The organism is Paenibacillus sp. 2TAB19, from assembly GCF_052115185.1.
In the GTDB taxonomy this organism is placed as follows: domain Bacteria; phylum Bacillota; class Bacilli; order Paenibacillales; family Paenibacillaceae; genus Pristimantibacillus.
This window is the reverse complement of sequence record NZ_JBFRGE010000090.1, coordinates 1-22,820: the sequence shown is the minus strand read 5'-3', so window position 1 is coordinate 22,820 and position 22,820 is coordinate 1. Positions and strand designations below refer to the sequence as shown.

At 40.6% G+C, this 22,820-nt stretch carries 31 protein-coding genes and 1 tRNA gene; 21 read left to right on the top strand and 11 right to left on the bottom strand.

Annotated features, from left to right (window positions below; all coding sequences use genetic code 11):
• The first annotated feature begins 777 nt into the window (after positions 1–777).
• The 5 genes from AB4Z33_RS26665 (at position 778) to AB4Z33_RS26645 (ending at position 4,304) form a co-directional block, all read left to right on the top strand.
• The gene (locus tag AB4Z33_RS26665; protein ID WP_442052802.1) at positions 778–990 is read left to right on the top strand and encodes a helix-turn-helix domain-containing protein; all 213 of its coding nucleotides are present in this window, start codon (positions 778–780) and stop codon (positions 988–990) included.
• A gap of 218 nt (positions 991–1,208) precedes the next feature.
• Positions 1,209–2,243, top strand: a complete 1,035-nt coding sequence (locus AB4Z33_RS26660; protein ID WP_442052801.1) for a hypothetical protein — start codon at positions 1,209–1,211, stop codon at positions 2,241–2,243.
• Positions 2,244–2,531: 288 nt separating this feature from the next.
• Positions 2,532–2,870 (top strand): hypothetical protein, encoded by a 339-nt coding sequence (locus tag AB4Z33_RS26655; RefSeq protein WP_442052800.1) that lies wholly within the window; start codon positions 2,532–2,534, stop codon positions 2,868–2,870.
• A 130-nt stretch (positions 2,871–3,000) separates the two neighbouring features.
• A complete protein-coding gene (locus AB4Z33_RS26650) occupies positions 3,001–3,486 on the top strand; it encodes a hypothetical protein (protein WP_442052799.1) in 486 nt (161 codons plus the stop codon).
• A 41-nt stretch (positions 3,487–3,527) separates the two neighbouring features.
• The gene (locus AB4Z33_RS26645; protein WP_442052798.1) at positions 3,528–4,304 is read left to right on the top strand and encodes a DnaA N-terminal domain-containing protein; all 777 of its coding nucleotides are present in this window, start codon (positions 3,528–3,530) and stop codon (positions 4,302–4,304) included.
• A 135-nt stretch (positions 4,305–4,439) separates the two neighbouring features.
• On the opposite strand, the gene AB4Z33_RS26640 is transcribed toward AB4Z33_RS26645, so the two are convergent.
• The 3 genes from AB4Z33_RS26640 to AB4Z33_RS26630 all read right to left on the bottom strand — a co-directional run bounded on the left by AB4Z33_RS26640 (position 4,440) and on the right by AB4Z33_RS26630 (position 7,035).
• Positions 4,440–5,075 carry a hypothetical protein gene (locus AB4Z33_RS26640; RefSeq protein WP_442052797.1) on the bottom strand — a complete coding sequence of 212 codons (636 nt, stop codon included), beginning with the start codon at positions 5,073–5,075 and terminating at the stop codon, positions 4,440–4,442.
• Positions 5,076–5,404: 329 nt separating this feature from the next.
• Entirely contained in the window at positions 5,405–5,971 is a 567-nt protein-coding gene (locus AB4Z33_RS26635) for an NUMOD4 domain-containing protein (protein WP_442052796.1), read from the bottom strand.
• A gap of 284 nt (positions 5,972–6,255) precedes the next feature.
• The gene (locus AB4Z33_RS26630) at positions 6,256–7,035 is read right to left on the bottom strand and encodes a restriction endonuclease (RefSeq protein ID WP_442052795.1); all 780 of its coding nucleotides are present in this window, start codon (positions 7,033–7,035) and stop codon (positions 6,256–6,258) included.
• Positions 7,036–7,414: 379 nt separating this feature from the next.
• On the opposite strand from AB4Z33_RS26630, the gene AB4Z33_RS26625 reads away from it, so the two are divergent.
• The 10 genes from AB4Z33_RS26625 to AB4Z33_RS26580 all read left to right on the top strand — a co-directional run bounded on the left by AB4Z33_RS26625 (position 7,415) and on the right by AB4Z33_RS26580 (position 15,050).
• The gene (locus AB4Z33_RS26625; RefSeq protein WP_442052794.1) at positions 7,415–7,996 is read left to right on the top strand and encodes a hypothetical protein; all 582 of its coding nucleotides are present in this window, start codon (positions 7,415–7,417) and stop codon (positions 7,994–7,996) included.
• Positions 7,989–9,215 (top strand): hypothetical protein, encoded by a 1,227-nt coding sequence (locus AB4Z33_RS26620; protein WP_442052793.1) that lies wholly within the window; start codon positions 7,989–7,991, stop codon positions 9,213–9,215. The genes AB4Z33_RS26625 and AB4Z33_RS26620 overlap by 8 nt, the downstream gene beginning before the upstream one ends.
• Before the next feature lie 84 nt (positions 9,216–9,299).
• A complete protein-coding gene (locus AB4Z33_RS26615) occupies positions 9,300–10,136 on the top strand; it encodes an abortive infection family protein (RefSeq protein ID WP_442052792.1) in 837 nt (278 codons plus the stop codon).
• A 299-nt stretch (positions 10,137–10,435) separates the two neighbouring features.
• Complete coding sequence (locus AB4Z33_RS26610) at positions 10,436–10,768, top strand: restriction endonuclease (RefSeq protein ID WP_442052791.1); 333 nt, start codon at positions 10,436–10,438, stop codon at positions 10,766–10,768.
• On the top strand, positions 10,729–11,082 hold the full coding sequence (locus AB4Z33_RS26605; RefSeq protein ID WP_442052790.1) for a restriction endonuclease: 354 nt from the start codon (positions 10,729–10,731) through the stop codon (positions 11,080–11,082). Before AB4Z33_RS26610 ends, AB4Z33_RS26605 begins: the two co-directional genes overlap by 40 nt.
• A gap of 301 nt (positions 11,083–11,383) precedes the next feature.
• A complete protein-coding gene (locus AB4Z33_RS26600) occupies positions 11,384–12,310 on the top strand; it encodes a restriction endonuclease (protein WP_442052789.1) in 927 nt (308 codons plus the stop codon).
• Positions 12,311–12,820: 510 nt separating this feature from the next.
• Positions 12,821–13,009, top strand: coding sequence for a hypothetical protein (locus AB4Z33_RS26595; RefSeq protein WP_442052788.1), 189 nt, complete (start codon positions 12,821–12,823; stop codon positions 13,007–13,009).
• Between the two features lie 16 nt (positions 13,010–13,025).
• A complete protein-coding gene (locus AB4Z33_RS26590) occupies positions 13,026–14,060 on the top strand; it encodes an MBL fold metallo-hydrolase (protein ID WP_442052787.1) in 1,035 nt (344 codons plus the stop codon).
• 24 nt (positions 14,061–14,084) lie between these two features.
• Complete coding sequence (locus AB4Z33_RS26585) at positions 14,085–14,297, top strand: DUF3006 domain-containing protein (RefSeq protein WP_442052786.1); 213 nt, start codon at positions 14,085–14,087, stop codon at positions 14,295–14,297.
• Between the two features lie 45 nt (positions 14,298–14,342).
• Positions 14,343–15,050 carry a uracil-DNA glycosylase gene (locus tag AB4Z33_RS26580; RefSeq protein ID WP_442052785.1) on the top strand — a complete coding sequence of 236 codons (708 nt, stop codon included), beginning with the start codon at positions 14,343–14,345 and terminating at the stop codon, positions 15,048–15,050.
• Positions 15,051–15,121: 71 nt separating this feature from the next.
• On the opposite strand, the gene AB4Z33_RS26575 is transcribed toward AB4Z33_RS26580, so the two are convergent.
• The gene (locus AB4Z33_RS26575; RefSeq protein WP_442052784.1) at positions 15,122–16,102 is read right to left on the bottom strand and encodes an S-layer homology domain-containing protein; all 981 of its coding nucleotides are present in this window, start codon (positions 16,100–16,102) and stop codon (positions 15,122–15,124) included.
• Positions 16,103–16,307: 205 nt separating this feature from the next.
• Here AB4Z33_RS26575 and AB4Z33_RS26570 point away from each other — a divergent pair, with 205 nt between their 5' ends.
• Positions 16,308–16,532, top strand: coding sequence for an alpha/beta-type small acid-soluble spore protein (locus tag AB4Z33_RS26570; RefSeq protein ID WP_337098675.1), 225 nt, complete (start codon positions 16,308–16,310; stop codon positions 16,530–16,532).
• 109 nt (positions 16,533–16,641) lie between these two features.
• Here AB4Z33_RS26570 and AB4Z33_RS26565 read toward each other — a convergent pair whose 3' ends face one another.
• A complete protein-coding gene (locus tag AB4Z33_RS26565; RefSeq protein ID WP_442052783.1) occupies positions 16,642–17,451 on the bottom strand; it encodes a DUF2935 domain-containing protein in 810 nt (269 codons plus the stop codon).
• A 265-nt stretch (positions 17,452–17,716) separates the two neighbouring features.
• Here AB4Z33_RS26565 and AB4Z33_RS26560 point away from each other — a divergent pair, with 265 nt between their 5' ends.
• Positions 17,717–17,911 (top strand): hypothetical protein, encoded by a 195-nt coding sequence (locus AB4Z33_RS26560; RefSeq protein WP_442052782.1) that lies wholly within the window; start codon positions 17,717–17,719, stop codon positions 17,909–17,911.
• A gap of 138 nt (positions 17,912–18,049) precedes the next feature.
• Here the strand turns inward: AB4Z33_RS26560 and AB4Z33_RS26555 are convergent.
• Positions 18,050–18,122, bottom strand: a tRNA-Val gene (locus tag AB4Z33_RS26555).
• 193 nt (positions 18,123–18,315) lie between these two features.
• A complete protein-coding gene (locus AB4Z33_RS26550) occupies positions 18,316–18,444 on the bottom strand; it encodes a YjcZ family sporulation protein (RefSeq protein WP_442052781.1) in 129 nt (42 codons plus the stop codon).
• 174 nt (positions 18,445–18,618) lie between these two features.
• On the opposite strand from AB4Z33_RS26550, the gene AB4Z33_RS26545 reads away from it, so the two are divergent.
• Positions 18,619–18,786, top strand: coding sequence for a hypothetical protein (locus AB4Z33_RS26545; protein ID WP_337098689.1), 168 nt, complete (start codon positions 18,619–18,621; stop codon positions 18,784–18,786).
• A gap of 122 nt (positions 18,787–18,908) precedes the next feature.
• Here AB4Z33_RS26545 and AB4Z33_RS26540 read toward each other — a convergent pair whose 3' ends face one another.
• Complete coding sequence (locus tag AB4Z33_RS26540) at positions 18,909–19,148, bottom strand: DUF3892 domain-containing protein (RefSeq protein WP_442052780.1); 240 nt, start codon at positions 19,146–19,148, stop codon at positions 18,909–18,911.
• A gap of 69 nt (positions 19,149–19,217) precedes the next feature.
• Complete coding sequence (locus AB4Z33_RS26535) at positions 19,218–19,949, bottom strand: MBL fold metallo-hydrolase (protein ID WP_442052803.1); 732 nt, start codon at positions 19,947–19,949, stop codon at positions 19,218–19,220.
• A 127-nt stretch (positions 19,950–20,076) separates the two neighbouring features.
• Between AB4Z33_RS26535 and AB4Z33_RS26530 the strand changes: the two genes are divergently transcribed.
• The 3 genes from AB4Z33_RS26530 to AB4Z33_RS26520 all read left to right on the top strand — a co-directional run bounded on the left by AB4Z33_RS26530 (position 20,077) and on the right by AB4Z33_RS26520 (position 21,447).
• Positions 20,077–20,283: a hypothetical protein gene (locus AB4Z33_RS26530; RefSeq protein WP_337098691.1), complete on the top strand. Its 207-nt coding sequence runs from the start codon at positions 20,077–20,079 to the stop codon at positions 20,281–20,283.
• Between the two features lie 179 nt (positions 20,284–20,462).
• Positions 20,463–21,032 carry a stalk domain-containing protein gene (locus AB4Z33_RS26525; RefSeq protein WP_442052779.1) on the top strand — a complete coding sequence of 190 codons (570 nt, stop codon included), beginning with the start codon at positions 20,463–20,465 and terminating at the stop codon, positions 21,030–21,032.
• 100 nt (positions 21,033–21,132) lie between these two features.
• Positions 21,133–21,447, top strand: coding sequence for a DUF1292 domain-containing protein (locus AB4Z33_RS26520; RefSeq protein ID WP_337098693.1), 315 nt, complete (start codon positions 21,133–21,135; stop codon positions 21,445–21,447).
• A 72-nt stretch (positions 21,448–21,519) separates the two neighbouring features.
• Here AB4Z33_RS26520 and AB4Z33_RS26515 read toward each other — a convergent pair whose 3' ends face one another.
• Both AB4Z33_RS26515 and AB4Z33_RS26510 read right to left on the bottom strand, forming a co-directional pair.
• A complete protein-coding gene (locus tag AB4Z33_RS26515) occupies positions 21,520–21,936 on the bottom strand; it encodes a DUF1885 family protein (protein WP_442052778.1) in 417 nt (138 codons plus the stop codon).
• A 59-nt stretch (positions 21,937–21,995) separates the two neighbouring features.
• Positions 21,996–22,820, bottom strand: an 825-nt coding sequence (locus AB4Z33_RS26510; protein WP_442052777.1) for an aminotransferase class I/II-fold pyridoxal phosphate-dependent enzyme, incomplete at its 5' end; no start/stop codon positions are given.

Here is a 22,820-nt window from a genome sequence, read left to right as displayed (position 1 = left end):
GACCGGTCGTGTTCAGAACTGGGGACAAATGCTGCTCCAACTCTCCGTTTTCTTCCCTGATCGAGTCGGCCAGCACCTACGCTAACAGGCCAACTCCCCCTCGGGGGAGTTCCTTATAAATGAGTTTACACAAAATTATTGACAGACCCTTACAGCGCGGTAACTCATACATCCAGACTTCCGACCTCGATTTACGAATGATACCCAATATCTGTATTAAATAGCTTTCGTGGCTACGATAAGGCTCTTTCGTGAAGTTATTAATTTTACTCGATTTTTACATTTCTATGTACAGTGAGTGTACTGCGTCTCTAATTGTAATTTTGGAGGAAAGACGAGTTTGAGAATAGTTTCAACCTCGTTTAAAGGTTTGAAACCTTTCATACCTCTGCAAGCTTTCAGAGAATTTTAACGTGCTTAAAACACTTTAAAAGGCAACGCGACACGCAATCTGAGAACTTTTAAAGTACCTTTAACGTTGTTCAAACCTTGCAAACCTTTAAAGGTCTTTAAAATCTGTAATTCTATGAATCGCTGCAACTGTGTGCATTGCATTAAGACATTTAAGAAAGTCGATTTTCTAAAATGTACGATTTACGGCATATATATAATATGTATTATATAAAGATAAATCTATTGCAGATGTATATCTATATATTATATATACACCGCAAATCGCACGTTATTGATTTTCAACATCCCCTGCCAGAATGCTTAATTTTTTAAGTTGCCATCACTTAACTAGTTAAGAAGACAATTTTGAGGGGGAGTTACTGAATGCAATTTGAGTTTAGTGTAAGGCAAGGATACCAGTTGTTGAGAAAGCAACAGAGGATAAAACTAAAAGACTTGGCATCAAAAATTGGGGTATCAGTTCCTATGTTATCAATGTACGAGAACGAAATTGTGAACCTTCACAAAGAAAAGGAAAAACAATATCGAGAGTACATTCTTAGTGCGGTTGGCAACGAAGAGGATGGGTCATTGTGAGCAGGACATTTACAACAGAATATTTTTACTGTTACTCAGTACCTTTGTTCAAGTTTCTTAAAATGGACAAGGGTATTTCTTTTATTTGTTATGCCCTTCACGCTAAAACTCTTATGCCCTTCTGGATGTTCGAAAAAAACGATGAGTTAAAGAAAGCCTTGAAGGAATATCAGTTTAGGTAATGATTATTGATTAGTGAATATATAGAGGTGGTTGGCTTGGCTATTAACAGTGGTACTTACTATGACGAGAAACAGCTTAAAATGATTTTAGGGGCAGATGGAGAAAGTAAGCATAGAATCTTCATGCCAAATGAAGTGTTTAGTGACTTGGTCAAATGCGAAGATTTCAAATCAAGAAAGGCAAATGCAAATCACATTGCATTTGCCTTTTCTTATCTTTATTTAGCTTCGTACATGTATAGATATGCAAGTTTTACGTTTTATGATAGGGAGAGTGGTGAGAATTTTATTGATGATAAGGTCATGTACATGATTTGCAACACTTCACCTGACAGTCGAGGGAAGGATGGGAAAAGCTATATCACGAAGAAACAAGGTATCCTTTCGAAATTAGGTTACTTGCGAAAGGAAGGTGATTATCCGATTGATGTTCGTTTTTACACAGATGAATATGGCATTACTGATTATTCCTTTGTAGATTGGGTGATGTATTCTGAGCAAAATAAAACAACTGGAACATTTGATAAGCCGAGGGCTAGAAAGATTAATTTCCCTGTTAGAGGAATTTATGGAGATGAACAATCTGAAAGGGAGAATGAAGCGACAGGGTATTTTTATCAATTCGAAAACACTACTGAAATTTACATTAATATATTTATCTTCTGTATGAAGCACAGCGATATAGGAGTCGTTGGATTCTATTTGTATTCTTTTATCAAGTGTATGAATGGCTACTTTAGAGGTGAATACAATAGCCCTATTGAACAATTAGTTGTAGACACTGGTATAAAGAGTACCAAGCTTTCGGAAGTATTAACAACCTTGGAAGCTCATAACATGATTACAAGCTCACACAACACATTTGTGCCTGGCTTATCTCAGGATAAGAGGATTCCAGCAAATGGTTACAGGACACTGGATAGAACTCAATTTACTGATTCAAGAAGGAAAGTAGAGGTACGGAAAGTTATGAGTCAAGCGGCATACGAAAGGACAGGTGGAAAATATCTATATAATGATTCTTCAATTGAAGATGACGATGATGACGAAATGAATGATCTTCCTTTTTAAACAGTACTTTATTTGGCATAAATTTACAAAAGACTTTTTGTGTGGTATGATCTCGTAATAATACCTTTATGAAAGAGTTGAGTGTCTATGAACCTCCTTATCTATAGGATTCCTGAGACAAAATCATACGGTTTTAACAAGCAGAGTGGCTACTAAGCCTCTCTGCTTTTTTAATGTGAAAAATTGGCGCAGCACTTTATTTGGCATTCGTTGAGAGGGGGGAGAGAAATGTAGTCGTAATAAGCACAGATCACTTGGAATGCATTAATCTATTTTGGAGGGATTTCAATGTCTGAAATGCAAGTTTCAAATATCACTGGCAGCGTCCCGCTTGAATCTTTAATTGGACATGAAGTGAAAGTAAAGATTATTAAAGGCATTTTACCGCTGGCAAAAGGAACAACTCGTGATTACACTGAGTTTGTTCTTGCTGTCGAACCTAATCAAGATCAGAGCGACTTTAGAGTGTATATTCGCTTAATATCTAGTGGTAATACGCGGAGGATGGTATCTGGTTATTCGCGATTCCTTTCTCAAATACAGATCAGTTTAGTTGCAGATGGAGATATGATTGATGTTCATCATTCGGAAGTTCAAGCGTTAATGAAGACCCTAAGTGGACTCTAAATGGAAGATCAGTTTTATTTAATCTCGTTTTCTTTCAAAATTTGATTGAAAGGAATGAAGTACTATAGCTAGTGAAATCGTTAATTATCAGCAATTTAGATATCCATTCTTATGTATAAGTGATGGTAGGATGGAGCAGTTAAACCAAATTCTTTATAATCGGAAAATCGTTAATGCATATTGCGATAGCTCTAATTGCCTTGGACAATCAATTATTGGATTATCTGCTTGCTATGTTGGTTGTGGGATGACTTTTGTAGAGTCGAAGAAGATATACACTCAGTATATTAATAAATCACTGTACGCTGAATTATTAGCTGTAAAATTCACTCTCGAAACCTTACCTATGATTATTGAGGAGTACAAAAGATACTCACACAACCCAATGAAGGTAAATGTGTTTTCAGATGTTCATGTTATTGAGAATTTCATTTATAAAGGTGCTGGTAAGAAAGCCTATATGCGTGAACTTGTTGTTGAAATATTTGATCTAATCGAGACGTTGTCTAGTGAGTTGAGTGTTTGTGTTCGTTACTTAGGTAAGCAGAAGAAATATAACATCTATCATAATGCATGTCACAATGGGGCTAGAATGGTAATTGGTAAAAAAATCTGAATTGAAGGTAGATTTTTGTTTAATGAAAGGGAGCGGTGACGATGACCGAAGACAAGGATGAAAAAAGCAAGAGGATACTGAACAAATTCGAGCAAGAACTTCCACGAATATGGGAGCAAGCAAGAACGAATGAAGAAAAACTCAAAAAAAAATATATTGCGAATTTGCAGTTGAAACTTCATTTGGAAATCAAAGAACGTCTCTMAAATCCATCATATTCATCTTGGATAGCTGGTTTGAGAATTGGAGATATTATCGATGACTCCAAAATTGTTCTCGTAACAAACTCCTCTCATAAGAGAGACTGGTTAGAGACTAGATATACGCAGTTGATAAAAACAGCACTAGAAGCAATTACAAATATCAACTATGAGATAGATTTTGTTGTTTTCGATAATGAGGGAAAGAACCTTGATGAGTTGTTCAAATCAGCATTTGGAGAACAGGAACTCGAACGCCAAAAAGAATTGCATCGACAGAGAACGCTTAAACCTGACTTTAAGGAAGGGCAGCTAAACATAATTGAGTGCGTAATGTGTGGATGTGAAGATGTTACTAATGTTGAGCTAGATATTCCGTTAAAATCAAACAAGAAGCGACTATTGAGCATTAGAGTTAATGGTGCGCAATGCACAAATCCAGATTGTTTAGAGCAATACTATGATTCTTATACTCTTGATGCTATTAAGGACATTGAGTACTGGTTGAATATGCGGGAGCATCATGATCGAATAATCCCTTTTCATCTAATGTCAGATGAAGCACGCGAAGGAACCGCACGTGTCATACGTGAAGAGGATGAAGACGATGAAGAATAAGCAATAATTAACAAAGCCTATGAGCAACAAGCTCATAGGCTTTTGTTTTTATAAAAGCTATTAAAGTGAATAATCTAGTGCGGATGAGATAATGCTCTTCTATTTAAGTAATGGTGGAATACCCCAAAATTACGTCTAGTTTAGATCAATCTTTGTACCAGTAAGCTTAATATCGCCTGTAGCATTTAGATCAATGTCACCATTAATATCCGCATACAAGCCTTCATTATTTAGCTCAATTACGCTTCCATTGTCAAGCTTTAAGGTAATTGTATTCCCATCTTCACTAATTCCAAAGGATGCGCCTGATGAGTGTAACATTTGAATCATGCCATCGCTAGACTCTACTTTGAATCCTTTGCCTATAAGATTTATTGGTTGACCATTACTTTCTATCAAAATTCCATCATCGTTTAACTGTAATTCCCGTTTGAATCCAGTATTGCTTGCATTATATCTGAAATGAAACGCTTCATCTGTCTTGTAGATATAACCCCGCGCACTATCTCCAAACTCAAACTCAGTATTTTTAATGACCCCATCACCAGTACCCCACAAACTAACAGGCATTGATTCATCACCATAACCTTGAAGTGAAATATTCAATTTTTCCATTTCCTCAGTCGTGTAACTGTAAGCTACATATGGTGTAACCTCATTTGTGAGTTGGCTCTTACTTGAATCTTTCCAATATAGTGGATTACCTCTTGAATCAATTGCTTGTGTCTTATCTGTAATCTTCCCTGTAATCCATCTGAACTCGTGACTCATAATTTCTACCTCCATGAATATATAATTTTCAACAGTCAATGTGCTTGCTATAGTAAAGGAGGAATACAAGTGATTCATGAGTTATCGACCAGTTTTCTGTGTTCGCAACCCAACTGGTTCTATTGCCATCGATATCGTTCATGTTGAGATCATGAATGGTATTCAGATGTTCAATAGCGGAGTTATCATGTAAACCTTCTCTGTGTATGGGACAAGAGTGTACTCGTTACTGATTACAGTAAAACCCCCAAATACGATTTCGTATTGGGGGTTAGAGAGAAGTTAATCTATGTCAACATTGGGATACCGATGATTGCTTTTGAATTGTGTTATGAAGATTTCTTGTCTAACGAACTACGCTCAAATGCCCATCTACCTGCATGTGCGATTCTTCCATTGAGCGCGTCGGAGATATTCTTCATATAAATGCCAAGTTCCTTAGATGCTTCTGTCTGCGACTTGAACTTGCGCTGCTTGCCTGAGTCCAAATGAGTTGCGATTACTGGGTTGTTATTCTTCTTCATTAGTCCAAGCGCGATTGCGTGAGCGATATTTTCTTTTCGAGTCGTCCATTGGAGGTTCGTTAGATTGTTATGGAATTTACAAGCGTCCAAATGATTTACTTGCTCTTTGTTTTCTGGATTAGGAATAAACGCTATTGCAACTAATCTATGAACAAAGAATTTCTTTGATTTTTGACCTTTCCTAGACAGCTCCACACTCATGTATCCATTGCGTATTTGCTGTTTTAGAATCTTTTCTTTACGAGAAATACTATTGCTAAGACTCTTAATTCGTCCATGATCTGACACCTCATATAGTCCTTCGTAATCCGTTACTGGAAGCCATTCTTCCATTTGTAAAGCCTCATTTTTGCTCTCCATTTCATTTCCCATAACGCCCCATCCCCTTTATCGAATTGTTGAGGAGAGGACGACAAATAACCCTTGCCATGATTGGCAAAGGTTGATTTATAATCGCTCTTGGAAAAGGAGTATGTACCCTTTTTATCCCTCACTTCTTAAAGAGTCGAAAACACAATATTTTATATCATTTTGGCAAAATTATAGATTTTCAATGAATACATGAGAAATTGGATATTTATGGTCTAAAAAGACATGTAGAGATTAGGTACTGATCGATACTGGGTTTTGAACGCATTAAAGCAACCCCTCTACCTTTATCTACGTTGATGATCGTAGCAATAAATACGTCCATTATATCGTTTTGGATTGGATAGGCAGTAATCTTTGACCTTATTAGTCACTGGTTTCCCACATCTAGCACAAACAAATAAATCATCGGTATGCTTCTTGGAAGCATGGATAGAGGTTGCAGCTACTTCATTAGCTGCTTCTTCTAAGTTCACGTTAATCGTTTGTACTGCATTTACCTTCGCCATCTGCTCAATGAGAACTTCTCTATCCCACAACTTAACTCTAAGGCGCTTAGCTCCATCTTTTGCTTGCTCTGTGAAACCAGAGTTGGTTATTACCCATGCTTCGTCACAGCCATAAACATCTTTACTAGTATAAGCTTGCTGAATGGCTTCATAGCCCACGTTCTTCTTCCATCGTTTGGCTTGTATGATAACTTTCTTCGTTGCTGATGACAGAATCAAATCAGCCCCATAATCACCTCTACCACCAGTGCGTTTCACTTGCCAGCCCTGACGTTTGAAAAACTGCTCTAGGTAGCGTTCGAACATTGTGCCGCTCATTTTGTCGATCTCGTTGATGTTAGCTCTTTTCAGCTTCTCTTGTACATATACGATTCTAAAGCCAATACTGGTAGCCAGAGCTATGATAATGATGATAAGAAGCGGGTTTAACCATGATCCTCCCAAACTTGCTCCATACTTGCTGAACGTTAAGTTAAAGGCAAGTATAAAGGCGCAACCAATCGCTAGTTGCATTGCTAATTCTACAATTGTAGGTTCTTTTTTGCGTCTTCTAGCCAAATTAGTATTCCCCTGTCTCTTTAGTGTAGTTATGTTCTCATAGGCCATTATAACTATAAATCTTAAATTGGGGAATACTTACAAATTGATTTTGGTGCCAGATGATTGTGAAAATTATATATGTACGCCAAAATGACTTGTACTACCCGCAATGTAAACTATCAGATGCGGTGTYAGTCACAAGAGTATTTTCCGAAACGCTTGTCTCAGTTTTTTTTTTCTTTGCAGCCCCTTTCAACAATTTATTCTGAGAATCAGACCCCTTGAATCTTGATACACTACCATCACAAATAATGTGGTAAAATTGACCAAAGAGAAGATGTGGGTAGTTTAGCCTACTTAATTAGATATAGTAAGATTATTCGAGGGGAGGAAAAGTATGTATTACCTTCTAGCCATCGTACTTGTTGTCTTAGGAATATTAATGCAACTCGAAATTTTCATACTAGATGATTTTAAAGTTGCGTGTCTTAATGTTAGCGCATTGTTCTTCACGATATCTGGTATTAGCTCAGGGTCTATATTTCACAAGGTTCATAAAGCTATTTCAACAGCGGTTCAATACATAATGATTACACTAGGTGGGATATATTTTCTACTTGCAATTATAGGCTCGGGCTTCATTTGGTACAAAGAAATTAATAATCATATGTTGCAAATAGATTCAAATGCGGTACTTATGATAGCTTTGGGTGCTACCATTGGAGCAATTGTATTGAATAGAAAATTTTCAGAGAACAGGGCGAAAGCGGATAATAGCAAGATTACAATGCTGAATCATGAAATTCTAAATCTAAAGCAAAAAATAAACGACAAAGATATGAAGCATATTGAACTGGTGGAAAGTTACAATGCACTTAATTCACAAAATCGGACGTTAATCAAAAAGCTAAATCAAACTACTAAAGTTATGGAACAGGTGAATAGAAAAATTGATGGGGGTAAACAAAAGGATGAGTAGATATAATATTAAATTTAAACAAGAGGACGTTGGATATGTAAAACCTTGGAGAATCACTGATTTCATCGAGAAGATAACCATACTACATTATAAAGAAGAATTATTAAAAGAGATTCGATTACGGTTGAACAAAGGAGTGAAGCCTGAAAATATCGTACTATTTGACAAGTCATTTAATATTCATCGTAGTTATTCCAACCTAAGTGAAAGTTCATTATTAACACAAAAGGGTGCAAAGCAAACTTATCACTTGGGGAAYATATTATCTTTGTATCCCAACAAAGAAATCAATTCAATCTCTCTATTGTTTGAATTGTTTTCATCGACCTATACAATTATGAACAAGTCTGGTGTAAAACCTTTTAAKGATAGGTTACATGTTTATGTTTCTGAGGTTCTTTTATCGAATGAAAAGGAGTTAAATTTAATTTCTTTTCAGAATGATTTGGGATCCCTAATTACCCCATTATCTAAGAATGATAGACTTGACGAAATCCGTGAAAAAGTTAATAACAAAATCAAGGAATTAAATGGGAAGCATGCACTTTTCTGCAATGATAAGGCTGAGCTAGAGCAACTTGAAACTTTACTATCTAAACAACCATTATTAGAGAAGTTCAAAACAAAGAAGTTCAAAGAACTATATAGCAAACTCATACGTAGATTTTACAATAAGTTCAATGACATTCAGCGACCAATAATTGGTGTATTTCATAACGAGACAAAATCAATAGAGTTTCTGGCTACAAGCTTTATTAAAAAAGAAGGAAATGACGAATCCCAAATAGATCTAAAAAGTGTTACACATAACAGTCCATATGAGATATTTATTTCAGCAGGTGCTACAGTCGTTATGATGTTGTATCAAATGTACTGTAATAAGATTGACATAAATGCGCCATTACAGTTAATGGAAAACGCAGAGGATGCTGACGAGACGGATATACTAGAAGAATATATGGAATTTGATGAAGATGCAGTTGAAATATATGACGAAGAACAATGGTTAGAAAATCTATCGAAACTTGAAAAATTCATTGCTGATAAAGATGCTCAGGCGCAAGAGATTGAAGTAAAGATTGATGAAGATGTTGAACCGAATGAAGGAGTCGACTTTATTTTAGTGGAAATCGAAATGAAAGTGGACAGTTCGCTAAGGAAAAACTTCGAGGAAAACAATTTTATTTCTGGTGATATAGATATTGAAAAAGCAATTTAACGAACGCGCTAATAAACTGGTTAAAAACAAACTATTTTCATCTGGATAAGAAACTAGGAACTATCAAAGAATGAGAGGTATCATATGAGATCAGCAACAGTTCCATTTACTGAAACTATAGCTATAACTGTAGCTAAAATGATTGATGATTCACTTCTTGATATTAAGAGAGAGCCAAGTCATTCGGAAATTGATTTCCTTATTAATCAAGTTAAGCTGACTCATGCTGATCCTAAGAAGCAAGGGCAAAATGTAGGCAAATTCAAACGTATACGTGCTGTGCTTTATTGGGCGCTTGAAAACGATGTACAAGCCGGAGAGAAGCTAATTAAAAGGCTAATTGATACAATTCGTGGTTGCGGAGGATTTAGAGAGGAATCAAGTAACTTTGTTGGTAAAGAAGCGATAACAAATGCTATTGATGCATTTCGGTCAGAGGGATACGTGTTTTCCCTTATTGGAGAAATTCAGCCAGCAGTTCTTGATAACCTATCAGAAAAAGAAATGACCGAAGCGTTACAAGCATATGTGCGGAGAGCAAGAAAAGGCTCAGCAGATGCGGCTTTACTGGCAGGAACAGGAAAAGATTTAATGGAAGCAGTTTCAAAGCATGTTATTCATGTAAAGTGGGGGCAAGCTAGTTCGAATCAAAGTTTTCCATTCTTGTTAGGTCAGGCATTTACTGCTCTAGAGATGGCAACACCCCAAATGAGGGCTGAGTCTAATGAGTCTTATATGAAGCGTTATGAAAGATCACTATACGAGTTGGGCTGCTCAGTAAATGCAATTCGTAACAAAGAAGGTACGGGTCATGGAAGACCGTTTCTTCCTAGTATTACGCAAGCCGAAGCAATTAATGCAATTCAAGCCATTGGTATCGTAGCTGACTACATGCTGATGAAATTGCAAAATACACAATAGGCATCCGCGCTGTTACTTCCATCGACGGTATGGCAGTAGATGGTATGTATAATGATTAGCCACTCAATTTGGGTGGCTTTTTGTTGTGAAGGCGGCATGAATATACAGTTGAAACATAGTTGAAGATCTGTACTTATACAGTCAGGAACTCGTGATGCTTTTGAAGAGATGAATTAATATAGATATATTTTGTGTCCACTAATTATGGTAGTATTTAACTAGTATTCTATTAGGATTAGTCCATAAGGTTTAGGTTAAAGTTAGTTGGAAAGTAATGTTAAATTGGAGGTTTATGTGTTGTGGTTGGATTCATTATTTTCATAACAATTATCATTGTAAGTGTAATTGCCTTAGTTGGGTTTCAAATTAGTAAAAAGTCAGCAAACAAGAGTGTTATTCAGCCATTGGAGGAGTACTATGATTTAAAGGAAGTAAACATCGAAAAAATTGATAGGATGGAAGATGGTTCTGAGTTTGAAATGTATTTGTACAGATTATTTCTCCATCTTGGTTATCAGGGCGTATATAAGACAGTCGGTGCTAGAGACTTTGGAGCAGATGTAGTTTTTACTGATCGTGAAGGCATTGGAATGTGGTACAAGCGAAGCGATACACTGACCCAGTTGGTATAAGTGCAGTACAGGAAGTATTCGCATGTATGAGGTACTACAAGGCGAGAAAGGCTATTGTGATAGCTTCTGCCAAGTACACAGAGCCATGTGAAACACTAGCTGGTATTAATCATGTTAAGCTATTGGATCGTGATGACTTGATATACATAATCGAAGCATTCAAGCAAGATGATATTCAAGGGGTCAAGGACAGAATTGAAGCTGAACCAAGGATGATCTTGGAATCATGGAGAGAAGCTAATAGTAATGAGCTTCATGAAATTAAGAAGGATTACAAAGCAGAGAAATATGTCAAAAAAGTAATGCGGAAATAATGAGACTGGCGTGCTGGTACTATGTTTACATGAATAGTTATATTGGGGATACTGGTGGTAATTGCAGAGTTTGGACGAACTCAGGCAGATTTAATGGCAGCATGAGCAATAGCTGTATTAGGATGAGTTGTTACTCATTAATACAAGCAAAAGGGAATTGAGTGTAATGCTTGGGCTTACTCGTCAGAAATATTTGATGAGTTTCGAAGGGATTAGCGGCAAGGACTACGATTAAATGGGATAGAATAAAGCACTCGAATCAGGATCATAACTGAAAAAAGGATAGGAGGAATCGGAACAAATGGAATTGAACGAGTGGCTTTACACAACTAACTATCAGACATTTGAAGAGTGGCAGAACCTTGTGTTAGATAGAGAAGAAGTATATCCAGCATTAAGGATTCCGTATGACGAGTGGCTGGAAAAGTATATAGAGAACATCAATGATGTACAACATGCAGAAGTTAAGAATTTGCTGAGGTGCCTATTAGAGCCTTTAACACGCAATCAAGATACAAGTGACTATGCGATTAACAAGATGATGCAGAGAGTTGCAGATGCGAAAATTCGTCAACGTGCTGAAAAGATGGCGAGTAGTGAAAATATAATCAGACTTAGTAAAGGACTAGATGCTTGGGAAGGAGTTACATGGATACTAGAACTGCTTCCAATAGCACCATACAATGCAGTACAAGCACTTGAAAGTTATTTATACTCACAGCCCAATCTCCCTGATGATCGTATCATTGGAATAGAACAGTGTATAGAAATTATCTTTGCCAAGTTTATTCACTGCGAAAACTCTATTGAGAAGCTACTGACATTAAAATCGGTTGAATTTGAATGGTTCATTGAGTATTTGTATGACCATATGGGCTATGACACCTTGTGGACTAAAGCCACTCGCGACGGTGGAAAGGATATTATAGCTAGAGGTAAAAGACCTGATGGTTTTGAGCAGGTCTATGTAGAGTGTAAGCTATATAAGACTACTCGACTTACTCTACAGGCTGTTCAAGCATTTAGTCGTGTTATTGATAAGAATGAAGTGAACAGAGGGGTCATTTTTTGTACTGGTTATGTCAGTGAAAGTCTAAAAAAAGAGGATAAGAGGATACAGATATGGTCGTATAAAGATATGCATACGCTTCTGAACGCCCATTTAGGAAGCGATTGGATTGATGACGTAAATACAATTGTAGGTATCCAAAGGAGAAAGTACGGATAACGGTCATGTACTGAATGATATGTCGGTTGACTGGACACGTATACTTTGGGGAATTTATTGTGTTTGTATTATACACCTTGTTAACACCCGATAAGCATGATAAAATGTCTAATATATACCCACAGGATTCCTTTAATCATGAAGGGGATAACAAAGAAAATCCTGTTAAGTTTAAACCGAGCAGATACCGCAAAGTGTTGATATTATAAGCTTTCTATATGATACAAGTACGCACAGGACTTAAAATCCTGCGGTGGGTGACCACCGTACGGGTTCGATTCCCGTCCTCGGCATCCTTTATCGGACTATATGATTGACGTACATAAAACTCCTTTTTCTTATCTGTGAACCGCAGCTGAGAAGAGGGAGTTTTTTCTTGATAGATGTCTTTTATTGATAGAGATATTTGTCGAACATTTGTTTGGTGACAACCTATGACAATATGAGATAGTATAATAAGAAGAGAGAAGGCATTCATTCATTACCATATGAAAAGGATCGTGAGCAGGCATGTCGCGCGGCAAGTTCGAAGGGTATAAAGTTTCGTTCAAGATCGGTTCCTACAATACTTACGTTTATATGAAACCGGAATACTATGAGCAATGGAAGTTTAAACGTGATTCGCGAATTAAAGATGTTTTGGTAGAAGAGGTTGAGATCAGGCTGTCTTATTTCTTGAAAGGGTTAGACAAGCAGTAGAGACGAGGAGACAGGAATGACGAGATTACAAACACGAGTGCTTTGCTTGTTAATGGGCATCATTTTGATACTATTGCCTGCCTGCCAGATTGCGCCTGCGAACAATGACGAGGTGGTGGACACGGCCGGCAAGCTCAGCGTCCATTTCATTGATGTCGGGCAAGGCGCATCACAGCTTATAATTGGTCCAACCGGCAAAACCATACTTATCGATGGCGGGAATAATAGCGAAGAAGCGAAGATGGTCGCATACCTTCAAAGTCAGCGGTTAAACAAGATCGATATATTGATCGCCACGCATCCCGACGCGGATCATGTTGGCGGTTTGGATGCTGTCATTCGCCATTTCGATATAGGTAAGATCTATATGCCGAAGGTTCAGTCCAATACAAAGACATTCGAAGATGTACTGACGGCGATTAAGGAGAAGTCATTAAAGATTTCTACGGCGAAAGCCGGGTTGTCGCTTGAATGGGAGCAGGATGTCGAGGTTCTCATGATCGCGCCTGTATCCGTCTATGAAGATACGAATGAAATGAGTGCGGTCGTAAAGCTAAGCTACGGGAACCATCCTTTTCTTCTAACCGGCGATGCAGAAGCGGAGAGCGAGAACGATATCATGAAGTCTGGCGTCAGCTTAAAAGCAGATGTGCTGCTTGTTGGTCATCATGGCTCTAACTCGTCAACCTCTTCTGAATGGTTGAAGAAGATTCAGCCGAAGTATGCGGTTATCCAGTCGGGGACGAACAACTACGGCCACCCTACGAACGAGGTGCTGGGTAGGCTTAAGAAACAAGGTACAGTAGTCTATCGTACGGATCAATTAGGAAACATTTTATTTGTTACTGACGGTACTTCGCTTGAGATTGATCATACAGACCGTTTAGTCGATGCGAAGGCAACCGACACTGCAAGCGATAAGCTCACCCAGCAGAGCGTGTTTGAGAGCTGTGCAGCGGTCAGGGAAGCGGGCAAAGCGCCCATTCGCAAAGATGACCCTGGTTATAATGCTAAGCTTGACCGTGACGGTGATGGGATTGCTTGCGAATAAGGTTACATGTGGAGGCGCTTTTGCATGAGTGGAATTGTTGATCGCTTTGAAGGTGAATATGTCATCATTGAAATTGACGGACAGATGCAGGATGTTCGAAGAGATCAAGTGGAGGACAGCGTGCAAATAGGCGATGTTGTTGAACTATGCGGAGCTATGTGGAAGACGGATAATCAAGCGACAGAAGCACGTCAAAATGCCGTGAAGAAATTAATGGATGAATTATGGGACGACTAGTTGTTGGTTTTAAGCAGTTTTGAACAAAGTTGGAGGTGCATACGAATGAGCTTCGAGCTAAATAACGACTGGGCTCAGCGGCTGGAACAGGAACTGGGGAAACCTTATTTTCAGCAGATGCTGGCTCTTCTCGAGCAAAAGTATAACAATGAAATCGTGTATCCGGCCAAAGAACATATATTTAACGCCCTTCACTATACACCTTATGAATCAGTAAAAGTCGTAATCCTCGGGCAAGACCCTTACCATGGGGAGGGTCAAGCGCATGGCTTAAGCTTCTCGGTAAGAAAAGGTGTAAAGACGCCGCCTTCCCTTCAAAATATTTATAAGGAGCTTCAGGCTGACATCGGTTGTCCGATACCTGATCATGGCTGCTTAGAGCACTGGGCAGAGCAAGGCGTTCTGCTGCTCAATACGGTACTGACCGTGGAAGAGGGCAAGCCTAATTCGCATCAGCGAATCGGATGGGAGAGCTTCACGGACGCAGTCATTGAAGCGCTGAATGAACGCGAGGCACCGGTTGTATTCATCCTTTGGGGAAATCATGCTCAAGCGAAAGCGGCGAATATACAAGCGGACAAGCATCATATCATCGCTTCGCCTCATCCAAGCCCATTAGCGGCACGCAAAGGCTTCTTCGGCAGCAAACCATTCTCGCAGACGAATGCCTTCTTAGCAAGCATAGGGAGCGCGGAGATCGACTGGCAAATTCCAAACCACGCAGAGGCGACACAGGAAAGTTTTGTTTTCTAAATATCTTATCAAAAAGGCTTCTCGCCGTGATCCGATGCGCTTATCGGATTGCGTGAGAAGCCTTTTCGATATTATTCGGAAATCGGGAAGCCCTCGCTGGAGCTAACACCTTCATTACCCGAAGTACCGCCGCCTTCAGAGCTGCCGATAACGGGCTCATAAGCTGCATCAATATAAGTGGATATTTGAACATCCGTAATGACTTGTGGATACATTTTGTCCGGATCTGGCTGCGTTGCTTCAAGCCTTAAGATGGCTTGCTTACCTTCGAATACGATGGACGCAATCCTAACGCCATAGCCTGGATGAGGCACCTGAGCTGTTACGGTTACTTTGTTCACGTCTCCGTTAACTGGCGTTACAGAAAGCTTCGCATCAATAATCGGATCTGGCGTTGGCTCTGGTGTAATAACCGGCTCCGTGTTCTTGACGAATTGAATGCTGTCATACACCCAGCCTGCTGCTTCGCTGCGAGTAACCGGCTGCTTCGGATAGAACTTGTTCGAGCTGTCGAGCTGCGCGATTTTGCTTATGAGGAGCTTCTGAATGCTGTCCGAGTAAGACGGATTAACGTCTGCTTGATCCTCGAGCATGAGGAAAATCTCTATAAAGGCATAGTCGCCTTTGATGGAAATTGCTTTGAACAGGTGATGCGCGAATTGCTCTTTTGTCATGATGTCGCTTGCTTTAACCGTCTTTGGAACTTCAAGACCATAAAATGCAGCGATAATGAATGATTGGGAATACCACACATCATCCTTCAAATTCGGAAATGAATCCGTCGCTTTGGGAGCTCTGATGAAACGGACATGGTCCAAGTTAAGATCCAAGCTTTTGACGATTAGGGAAATACCTGCGGCGTAAGTTAGATTCCCTTTAGGATCGAAATTATCGCTTTGACCAACGCCGCTGAGCAGCCCAAGCTTCTTAAGCTCTGCGATTTTCGCTTCATTCGGGTCGTTCTTAACATCCTTAAATGCCCACACAGTTTGTCCGAGCGCAAGTAGCAACACGGCTATTATTGTGAACGTCAGTAAAGATTTCTTCTTCATCGAATCACCTCGTTTATGATTTGCTGCAGCACTTATTTGACGTGCAATATACGGTTATTGTTGCATCTATAGGCAGTTTTGATTTCAAAATTATGTGGAACAACATATCCGGAACGAGATCATTTAAAATTTTTTTTAATGCGATGTATATATAACCAAGTTCCATCACAAAATAACCTCACATCCAAGAAAGGAGTGAGCATACATGGCTAACCAAAATTCGAGCAGTTCAAACAACTTGGTTGTACCACAAGCGAAACAAGCCATCAATCAGTTGAAAATGGAAGCAGCACAATCTCTAGGCGTGCAGTTCTCCCAAGACGGATACAATGGCAACTTATCGACTCGCGATGCTGGATCTGTTGGTGGATACATCACTAAGAAGCTTGTCCAAATCGCTGAGCAACAATTGAGCGGCGGCAGCCGTTAATCAACACCTGATGTAACCTTGCAGGCTTGGAAAAATAACCCCCGAATCATCTACATGATAGATGGTGAAGGGGTTATTTTAGTTTGCGTAAATAAATATGACTCAGTGATTAAGCACTGTTACCTGTCAGACTATTTTCAAACATGTCGATTATAACAAGGAAATGTTCTGCTTCTCGAAATACATGATCGGCCAGTAACGGATGAATGATACTTTTTATACGACAGGCTTCAATTAGATCACGAGCTGTTCTCTTAAAGTCACGAAGGGACTTAACTGAGACCCTATTTTGATCGAGAAATTGATCAAGCAACGGTACAGTTTGCGATTGTGGCCGCATAGATTCCAAGTCCTTTGCTTGGAACAACAAGGTGTCAAATTCTTGACTAAAGTTATTTGCTTGCTCCACGAGTTGCCGCTCAGAAGGATCAAGCAAATGGCTAATGAATTTGGCGTGATCAGCCATAATTCTCAGGAAGAAAACATTCTCGTCGATAATAGCATCAGGTAGAGGCTCCAAACGACCTAAATTTAATTCCGACAACCGATTTCTGAAATAATTAGCTTCTCTGCTCACATGATCAACTAACAAAGGGAAGTTGTTTGCACCTGGAAGCTGGCACGTCAATATTAAACCGAGAACTTTTCTTTTGAATGCCCAAATATAGGAAACAGCCGTATGCACTTCTTCATTGAAACGTTTAATTACAGTTGGGTCTGTTCCGATCGYAAATGCATTTGACTTATTTTCGATTGCTTCAAAGATGGCATAGAAATGATTTGCTTCATTAATTAATTGAGTATCCTCGCAACGGAATCCCAATTTCAGAAATAGTGAATGCTCTTTCATAATCCGAGACCAAAACCTAACCTCTTCTAAAGAACGAGCTACAAATGCCTGATCTAACAATGGCAGCATCTCCCTTTAAACATTAATCTTCAAGAGTAACTTTATGAAGGAATAGTTTGTACTATTCGTTATCTAGAACTATTCAAATGACAGTAAGCTTTGATGCCAACGAGAGGCAAAGAAGAAGATGGAGATTAACGGTTGCGGAATCATTTAGAAGGAAATCGGCAGACCTGGATTGAATAGTAATAAGGTGTCATCAAACGCRTTCGATAAGCTAAACGCACAATATTCAATTAGTAGAAAAAAGAAATGAGTAGGGAGCGTACGTTATATGGAAATGGCGGAAGTAATAGAGCTGTGGGAAAGACTGCAAGGGCTAGATAATCATGATCGTTCTAGAGTAATGGCTAATATTTACGGGGGATACAAAGCAGCTATTCAATATAATCTATCTCCTGAGCTGGAAAAAGAAGCATTGGCTTTTTTTGCTAGGGTCAACGAAGCGATTGAAAATGTAACAAAATGAATACAAGGATGGTATTTACGTAGTTGGAGTTTAATAACTGGTGAACAGGGATCATCTTATCTCGGAGTTCGAAGATGAAATCRAAACGAAAAAACCGCGAGCCTAGTGTTTATAAGGCTTCGCGGTTTTCTTCTAGTATGATCTGTAGTGGGCTCGAACCACTGACCCCTACCCTGTCAAGATAGTGCTCTCCCAGCTGAGCTAACAGATCAGGTTGTATTAGCGACAATTAATAATATATCAGGATCGAAAACCGAAGTCAACCATAATATTCATTTTTTTCGAGGAAAAAGTTTGATCACTACAAATGGAACAAACAGGGCTACCCTTAACGACGTTAAGGATAGCCCTTTCGTTCATGCACGATGCTTATACTGCATTATTATTGCAGTGGTGTGAACTAATTAGCAGCCTTTTCCATAGCCGCCTACTACTCCGCAGCTACAAGCAATAATAACCAACAGGATGAACAATACCAAGATAAAACCGATGTTGTTGTTGTGGTGGAAGGCGCCGCCTACAAATCCAGACATTATACGATGCACCTCCTTGTCATAAAGTACTCTGTAATGTATGTTGGCTGTTTATAAAGTGATTGGGTGTTTGTTAGGGAGGTTAATAATAACTGGCAAATGCCTATGAATGCGTATTCTAAAGCCGGTCTGATCCGCGTATACATATAGAAAGCGTGCAGGAGGCGGTATCGGTTGGCGGAGCAGTATGCGTATTTGGCTATTTGGCTGATTGGCATGTTTGGGATTATCGGCATTGTCATTGGAAGTGTCGCCAAGTTTGTGAAGGACGACTCGCTTGCTTACGATGAGCAGTTCATATGGAGAAGGAAACTGGGGAAGGATGGCCCTAGAAAGCACTGAAAAGGTAAAGTCCGATGAAATTCATCTTAATCCAATACATGCATGCACCATCAAACAAAAAAGAACCGACGTCAGTCGGTTCTTCTTTGTTGCGTCGCTATACAATGCGTACCAATCAACGCTTAGAAAGTTGGTAAACTATCTAGATTATTATCTGTGCGCCCGTCAGGCACCGACCGTAAGTGCTCTTCATGGTCGCGGCCACGGAACAATTGCAGGTTGTTGATCTCGTTATTGCGGACCATCGACTGAGCAGTTAGATAGTCGACCACATTGCCAGACGAAAGCTTGAATTCGACGATACTGCCATCGCCATTTTTTCTGACGGCTACTACTTCTTCTTGTCCGTTATTCTGTTCCATTGTAATCAGCCTCCCGCCCAGTAGTATGCGAACTTTAAACCGCACTCATACACGGACGCGGAAATCTTGTTATACCTCGTAACGCTTCAACTGCTCTACAAATCGCATAGAACCCGTCTTGCCAATGAATTGTTCCATCGAATCGCCATAATGCATGAGCCACGTTTTCTGTTGGATCTCGTCAGGCAGCGTCATCAGCTCGTCTATGCCTGCATGAACAACAGCCGGCGTTTCCAATTGGCAATCATGATAGATTGTCTCAACCCCATCATTGACGAGACTCTGCAGCAGTTCTCCGTCGTAACGCATATCAGCGCTGTAGAAGAAGCGGCGGTTGAATAGGAAGGAGTAGCTCTTCTTGTTCTCGATATGTTTCGTTTCTATCGGCAGCACCGTTAAGCCTGGCGCAATCTCCGTTTCACGGTCAGCATGAAGCTTTCGCACTTCAAAAAAATCGCCCAGCGTCTGCAGAGGACCTTGCGTAAGCCCTCCTCGAAGCGTCTGCTCCCATAGAGGTTCGATTATATCCTCTACAATATAAAGAACCGGTTTACGCCCATATTTAAACATCATTTGAAAGGCAAGCTCTTCTAACCCGCCAACATGATCGCCATGGATATGGCTAATTAATACGGCGTCAAGATCATTGAAAGTTAAGTCTGTTTGATGAAGCGCCTTTGGGAGCGTTATGCCGCAGTCCAGCAGTAAGCGAAAGCTTCCCGATTCGATCAAGGCGTTGTTATTATCGTATTTTTTGGCAAAAGCACTACCTGTCCCAACCATTTGAATAAACATAAGGATTCCTCCATCGTCTTCATGTCATTACTGTACCAAAAATTACTTGTTGATGCCAAATGTAGATGCACATTTGCCCCTCTCTACATACAATGCAGGAGCGAATGGATAATATCGAAGGGGTGCATCCAAGTTGAGCAAAGGCAAAGGAAAAGGGAAAGTAGCCAAAAAGAAACCGGCGAGCGAGAGGAAACAATATCATTATAAGCTTGTGTTGTCCGATACATGTGCAGTATGCAAGACGCCTTGCACAAGAGGGATGCGCTATTTGGATCGGATGCGGCAGCCGGGAGCCGTTGGCAAAGGGGTACCTTGCGTCCTTACGAGAACCTACGGGTAATAAAATTAATTTTCTGACTATTTCCCAGGCAAGCGCATATTTCAACAGCATTTGACAGCGACTGACGACAGGCATTGCGCTTTGAGGCAGCAATGAAAAAATATGAAGCGGCCCCGCAACTTTGGACTTCTCTGTGAGTATAAACTTACATCCAGGCAATCGGATGGAGGTCCACAGCGATGAGATTCAGAAAGGTAATTGTTCTGTTGGTGCTGCTCTCCCTATGGGGCGGAACGATGCTGTTCGCGGATGCTGCAACTCAGAAGGTACGAGTCATTATTAATGGCATAAATCAAGATGACGGCGGAATTATCGTAGACGGCAAGACTTATTTGCCGCTGCGGCAGATCGCATCTTCTATGCAAGCTATAGTGGAGTGGGACAATCAAAGCAAGCGGGCTACGGTCGACAAACCAAATGTGCATATGTTCCTCTTCCGGAACAATAACGTTTTCGGCAACGTCAACAAAGGTTTCCAAGGCAGCTTTAAGGTGTTCGCCCAGATCGATAACTTGAAGGCCGAAATAACGGCTGTTAAGGTATCTATATTCGACCCTGGCGGCAAGGAGAGAGTCATACAGAGCGGAGCAGTTAATCCAAAGAGCGATAACTTCTGGTATGCAACGGAGGATATCGAGTACAAGTTCGAATCTGTCGGGAAATATCCGATTCTATTCTTCATTAAGCTGAAGGGCTCAGATGAATGGCAAGCCATCTCCGAGAAGCAAATATCGTCACTAGCGCCTTAATGAACGTCTCCCCATTACGGGGAGGCGTTTTGTTTGACCAGCATAACATATCGTGGTAGGATAGCAAGGTATGCATATATAACTGAAATGGGGTAATATTATGAGCGAGCATCAGCATGAGCATGGAGATAATTGCGGTTGCGGTGAAGACCATGAGCACGAAGAGCATGTGTTTATCGTGACTGACGATGAAGGCATAGAGCGTGAAATGGTTATGGTTTATACGTTTGAATCCGAGAACAATGTATACGCAGTTCTGCTGGATCGCAACGATCCGGAAGCGGACGGCGTTATTTTCCGTATTGAAGAAGAGAACGAAGAAGCATTCCTCGTTGGCATCGAAGACGACGCCGAGTGGGATCGCGTTACAGCTATTTACGAGGAAATTGCTCGTACGGAGAACGAAGCGAAGTAATTCGCCGACTTTATCATTGCATAAGAAAAGAAGGGGCAGCCGCGGCTGCCCCTTCTTTTCTTATGCTTTCGTTTACTTGCGTGGATAATAATAAACGGTCCGGCCGTTGAACAGCGTAAGCTCGGCTTGCAGCTGCTTCGCCATGTACTTGCATAGTTCATTAGCTTTCGCCTTGTCCCCATGCGTCGCGCTGTCCGGCAGGACGACCTGTACGCAAGGTACGGTATCTCCGGCCGCGCTAGTCGCTTCGCCAGTGCCGAATAGAATGTGATTGTAGTGAGATGTGATTCCTTTCAAATAGAACCAGCGATCGTCGCCTTTCGATTCGAACGTGTAAGGGAAAGCGGCTTCAGCATAATCCCAATCGAGTTGGGTTCCGGTGAGCGCCGTCTGTTCCCTATAATGCTGCAGATTGCTGCGTACATCGTCTAACGTTAAGCTCGGGGCTAATGAACCTTGCACGAATTTAATATAAGCGCTCTGACTCATCGACTCTCACCTCTGTCAACATCATAGCATGACCGTTTGGCAGTGACAATAAAAGGATATTAGCTGATAGCCGTTTCTTCGACGATTACTTTCACGTACTCGATGCTGCGATCTTCCGGTCCTTTGACTGGCAGGCCGACCTCGACATGATCGATGATGTAGTCGATATTTTTTTGCGAGATGACCTCGCCCGGCAGCAGAATCGGAATTCCCGGCGGATAGACGTAGATGAATTCAGCAATAATCCGGCCTGCAGATTCCTTGAACGGAATAACTTCTGTCTCGGCGTAAAAGGCGTCGCGCGGCGTCAGCGAGAGCTGCGGAATGTCCGGAATCTTGACGACGAGCTCGCGTGCTTCAGCGCCTTCGTGGAACTTATCGGACAGCCCGCGCAGCGCTTCGATTAATTTTGATACCGAGTCGGACGTATCACCAGGCGTAACTAGGCAAAGAATGTTATACATATCGCTCAGCTCGATCTCAACATTATAGTTGTCGCGCAGCCAGTTCTCTGTCTCGTATCCGGTAATGCCGAGATGACGGACGTGAATGCATACTTTCGTCGGATCGTAATCATACGTCGCTTCGCCTCCGAGAATTTCTTCTCCGAAGCTATGGAGTCCCGGAATCTTATTAATTTCCGCGCGAGCATGTTGGGCAAGCGAGATCGCTTTCTCGGCAAGCTCATGTCCGTTAAGCGCTAGATTGCGGCGCGATGTGTCTAGCGACGCAAGCAATATATAGGAAGTCGAAGTGGTCGTCAGCATACTGATGATCGTCTGCACGCGCTGCGGATTAACACGACCTTTGCGAACGTTAAGCACCGAGCTTTGTGTCATGGAACCGCCGAGCTTATGTACGCTCGTAGCCGCCATATCTGCTCC

Excerpts from the sequence above, each read along its gene's own strand:
- AB4Z33_RS26575 (WP_442052784.1), bottom strand. The coding sequence starts at position 16,102 with ATGAAGAAGAAATCTTTACTGACGTTCACAATAATAGCCGTGTTGCTA.
- AB4Z33_RS26585 (WP_442052786.1), top strand. The coding sequence starts at position 14,085 with ATGAGTGGAATTGTTGATCGCTTTGAAGGTGAATATGTCATCATTGAA.
- AB4Z33_RS26655 (WP_442052800.1), top strand. The coding sequence starts at position 2,532 with ATGTCTGAAATGCAAGTTTCAAATATCACTGGCAGCGTCCCGCTTGAA.
- AB4Z33_RS26625 (WP_442052794.1), top strand. The coding sequence starts at position 7,415 with ATGTATTACCTTCTAGCCATCGTACTTGTTGTCTTAGGAATATTAATG.
- AB4Z33_RS26635 (WP_442052796.1), bottom strand. The coding sequence starts at position 5,971 with ATGGGAAATGAAATGGAGAGCAAAAATGAGGCTTTACAAATGGAAGAA.
- AB4Z33_RS26560 (WP_442052782.1), top strand. The coding sequence starts at position 17,717 with ATGGAAATGGCGGAAGTAATAGAGCTGTGGGAAAGACTGCAAGGGCTA.
- AB4Z33_RS26665 (WP_442052802.1), top strand. The coding sequence starts at position 778 with ATGCAATTTGAGTTTAGTGTAAGGCAAGGATACCAGTTGTTGAGAAAG.
- AB4Z33_RS26580 (WP_442052785.1), top strand. The coding sequence starts at position 14,343 with ATGAGCTTCGAGCTAAATAACGACTGGGCTCAGCGGCTGGAACAGGAA.
- AB4Z33_RS26615 (WP_442052792.1), top strand. The coding sequence starts at position 9,300 with ATGAGATCAGCAACAGTTCCATTTACTGAAACTATAGCTATAACTGTA.
- AB4Z33_RS26540 (WP_442052780.1), bottom strand. The coding sequence starts at position 19,148 with ATGGAACAGAATAACGGACAAGAAGAAGTAGTAGCCGTCAGAAAAAAT.
- AB4Z33_RS26595 (WP_442052788.1), top strand. The coding sequence starts at position 12,821 with ATGTCGCGCGGCAAGTTCGAAGGGTATAAAGTTTCGTTCAAGATCGGT.
- AB4Z33_RS26520 (WP_337098693.1), top strand. The coding sequence starts at position 21,133 with ATGAGCGAGCATCAGCATGAGCATGGAGATAATTGCGGTTGCGGTGAA.
- AB4Z33_RS26590 (WP_442052787.1), top strand. The coding sequence starts at position 13,026 with ATGACGAGATTACAAACACGAGTGCTTTGCTTGTTAATGGGCATCATT.
- AB4Z33_RS26650 (WP_442052799.1), top strand. The coding sequence starts at position 3,001 with ATGGAGCAGTTAAACCAAATTCTTTATAATCGGAAAATCGTTAATGCA.
- AB4Z33_RS26600 (WP_442052789.1), top strand. The coding sequence starts at position 11,384 with ATGGAATTGAACGAGTGGCTTTACACAACTAACTATCAGACATTTGAA.
- AB4Z33_RS26550 (WP_442052781.1), bottom strand. The coding sequence starts at position 18,444 with ATGTCTGGATTTGTAGGCGGCGCCTTCCACCACAACAACAACATCGGT.
- AB4Z33_RS26525 (WP_442052779.1), top strand. The coding sequence starts at position 20,463 with ATGAGATTCAGAAAGGTAATTGTTCTGTTGGTGCTGCTCTCCCTATGG.
- AB4Z33_RS26640 (WP_442052797.1), bottom strand. The coding sequence starts at position 5,075 with ATGAGTCACGAGTTCAGATGGATTACAGGGAAGATTACAGATAAGACA.
- AB4Z33_RS26515 (WP_442052778.1), bottom strand. The coding sequence starts at position 21,936 with ATGAGTCAGAGCGCTTATATTAAATTCGTGCAAGGTTCATTAGCCCCG.
- AB4Z33_RS26570 (WP_337098675.1), top strand. The coding sequence starts at position 16,308 with ATGGCTAACCAAAATTCGAGCAGTTCAAACAACTTGGTTGTACCACAA.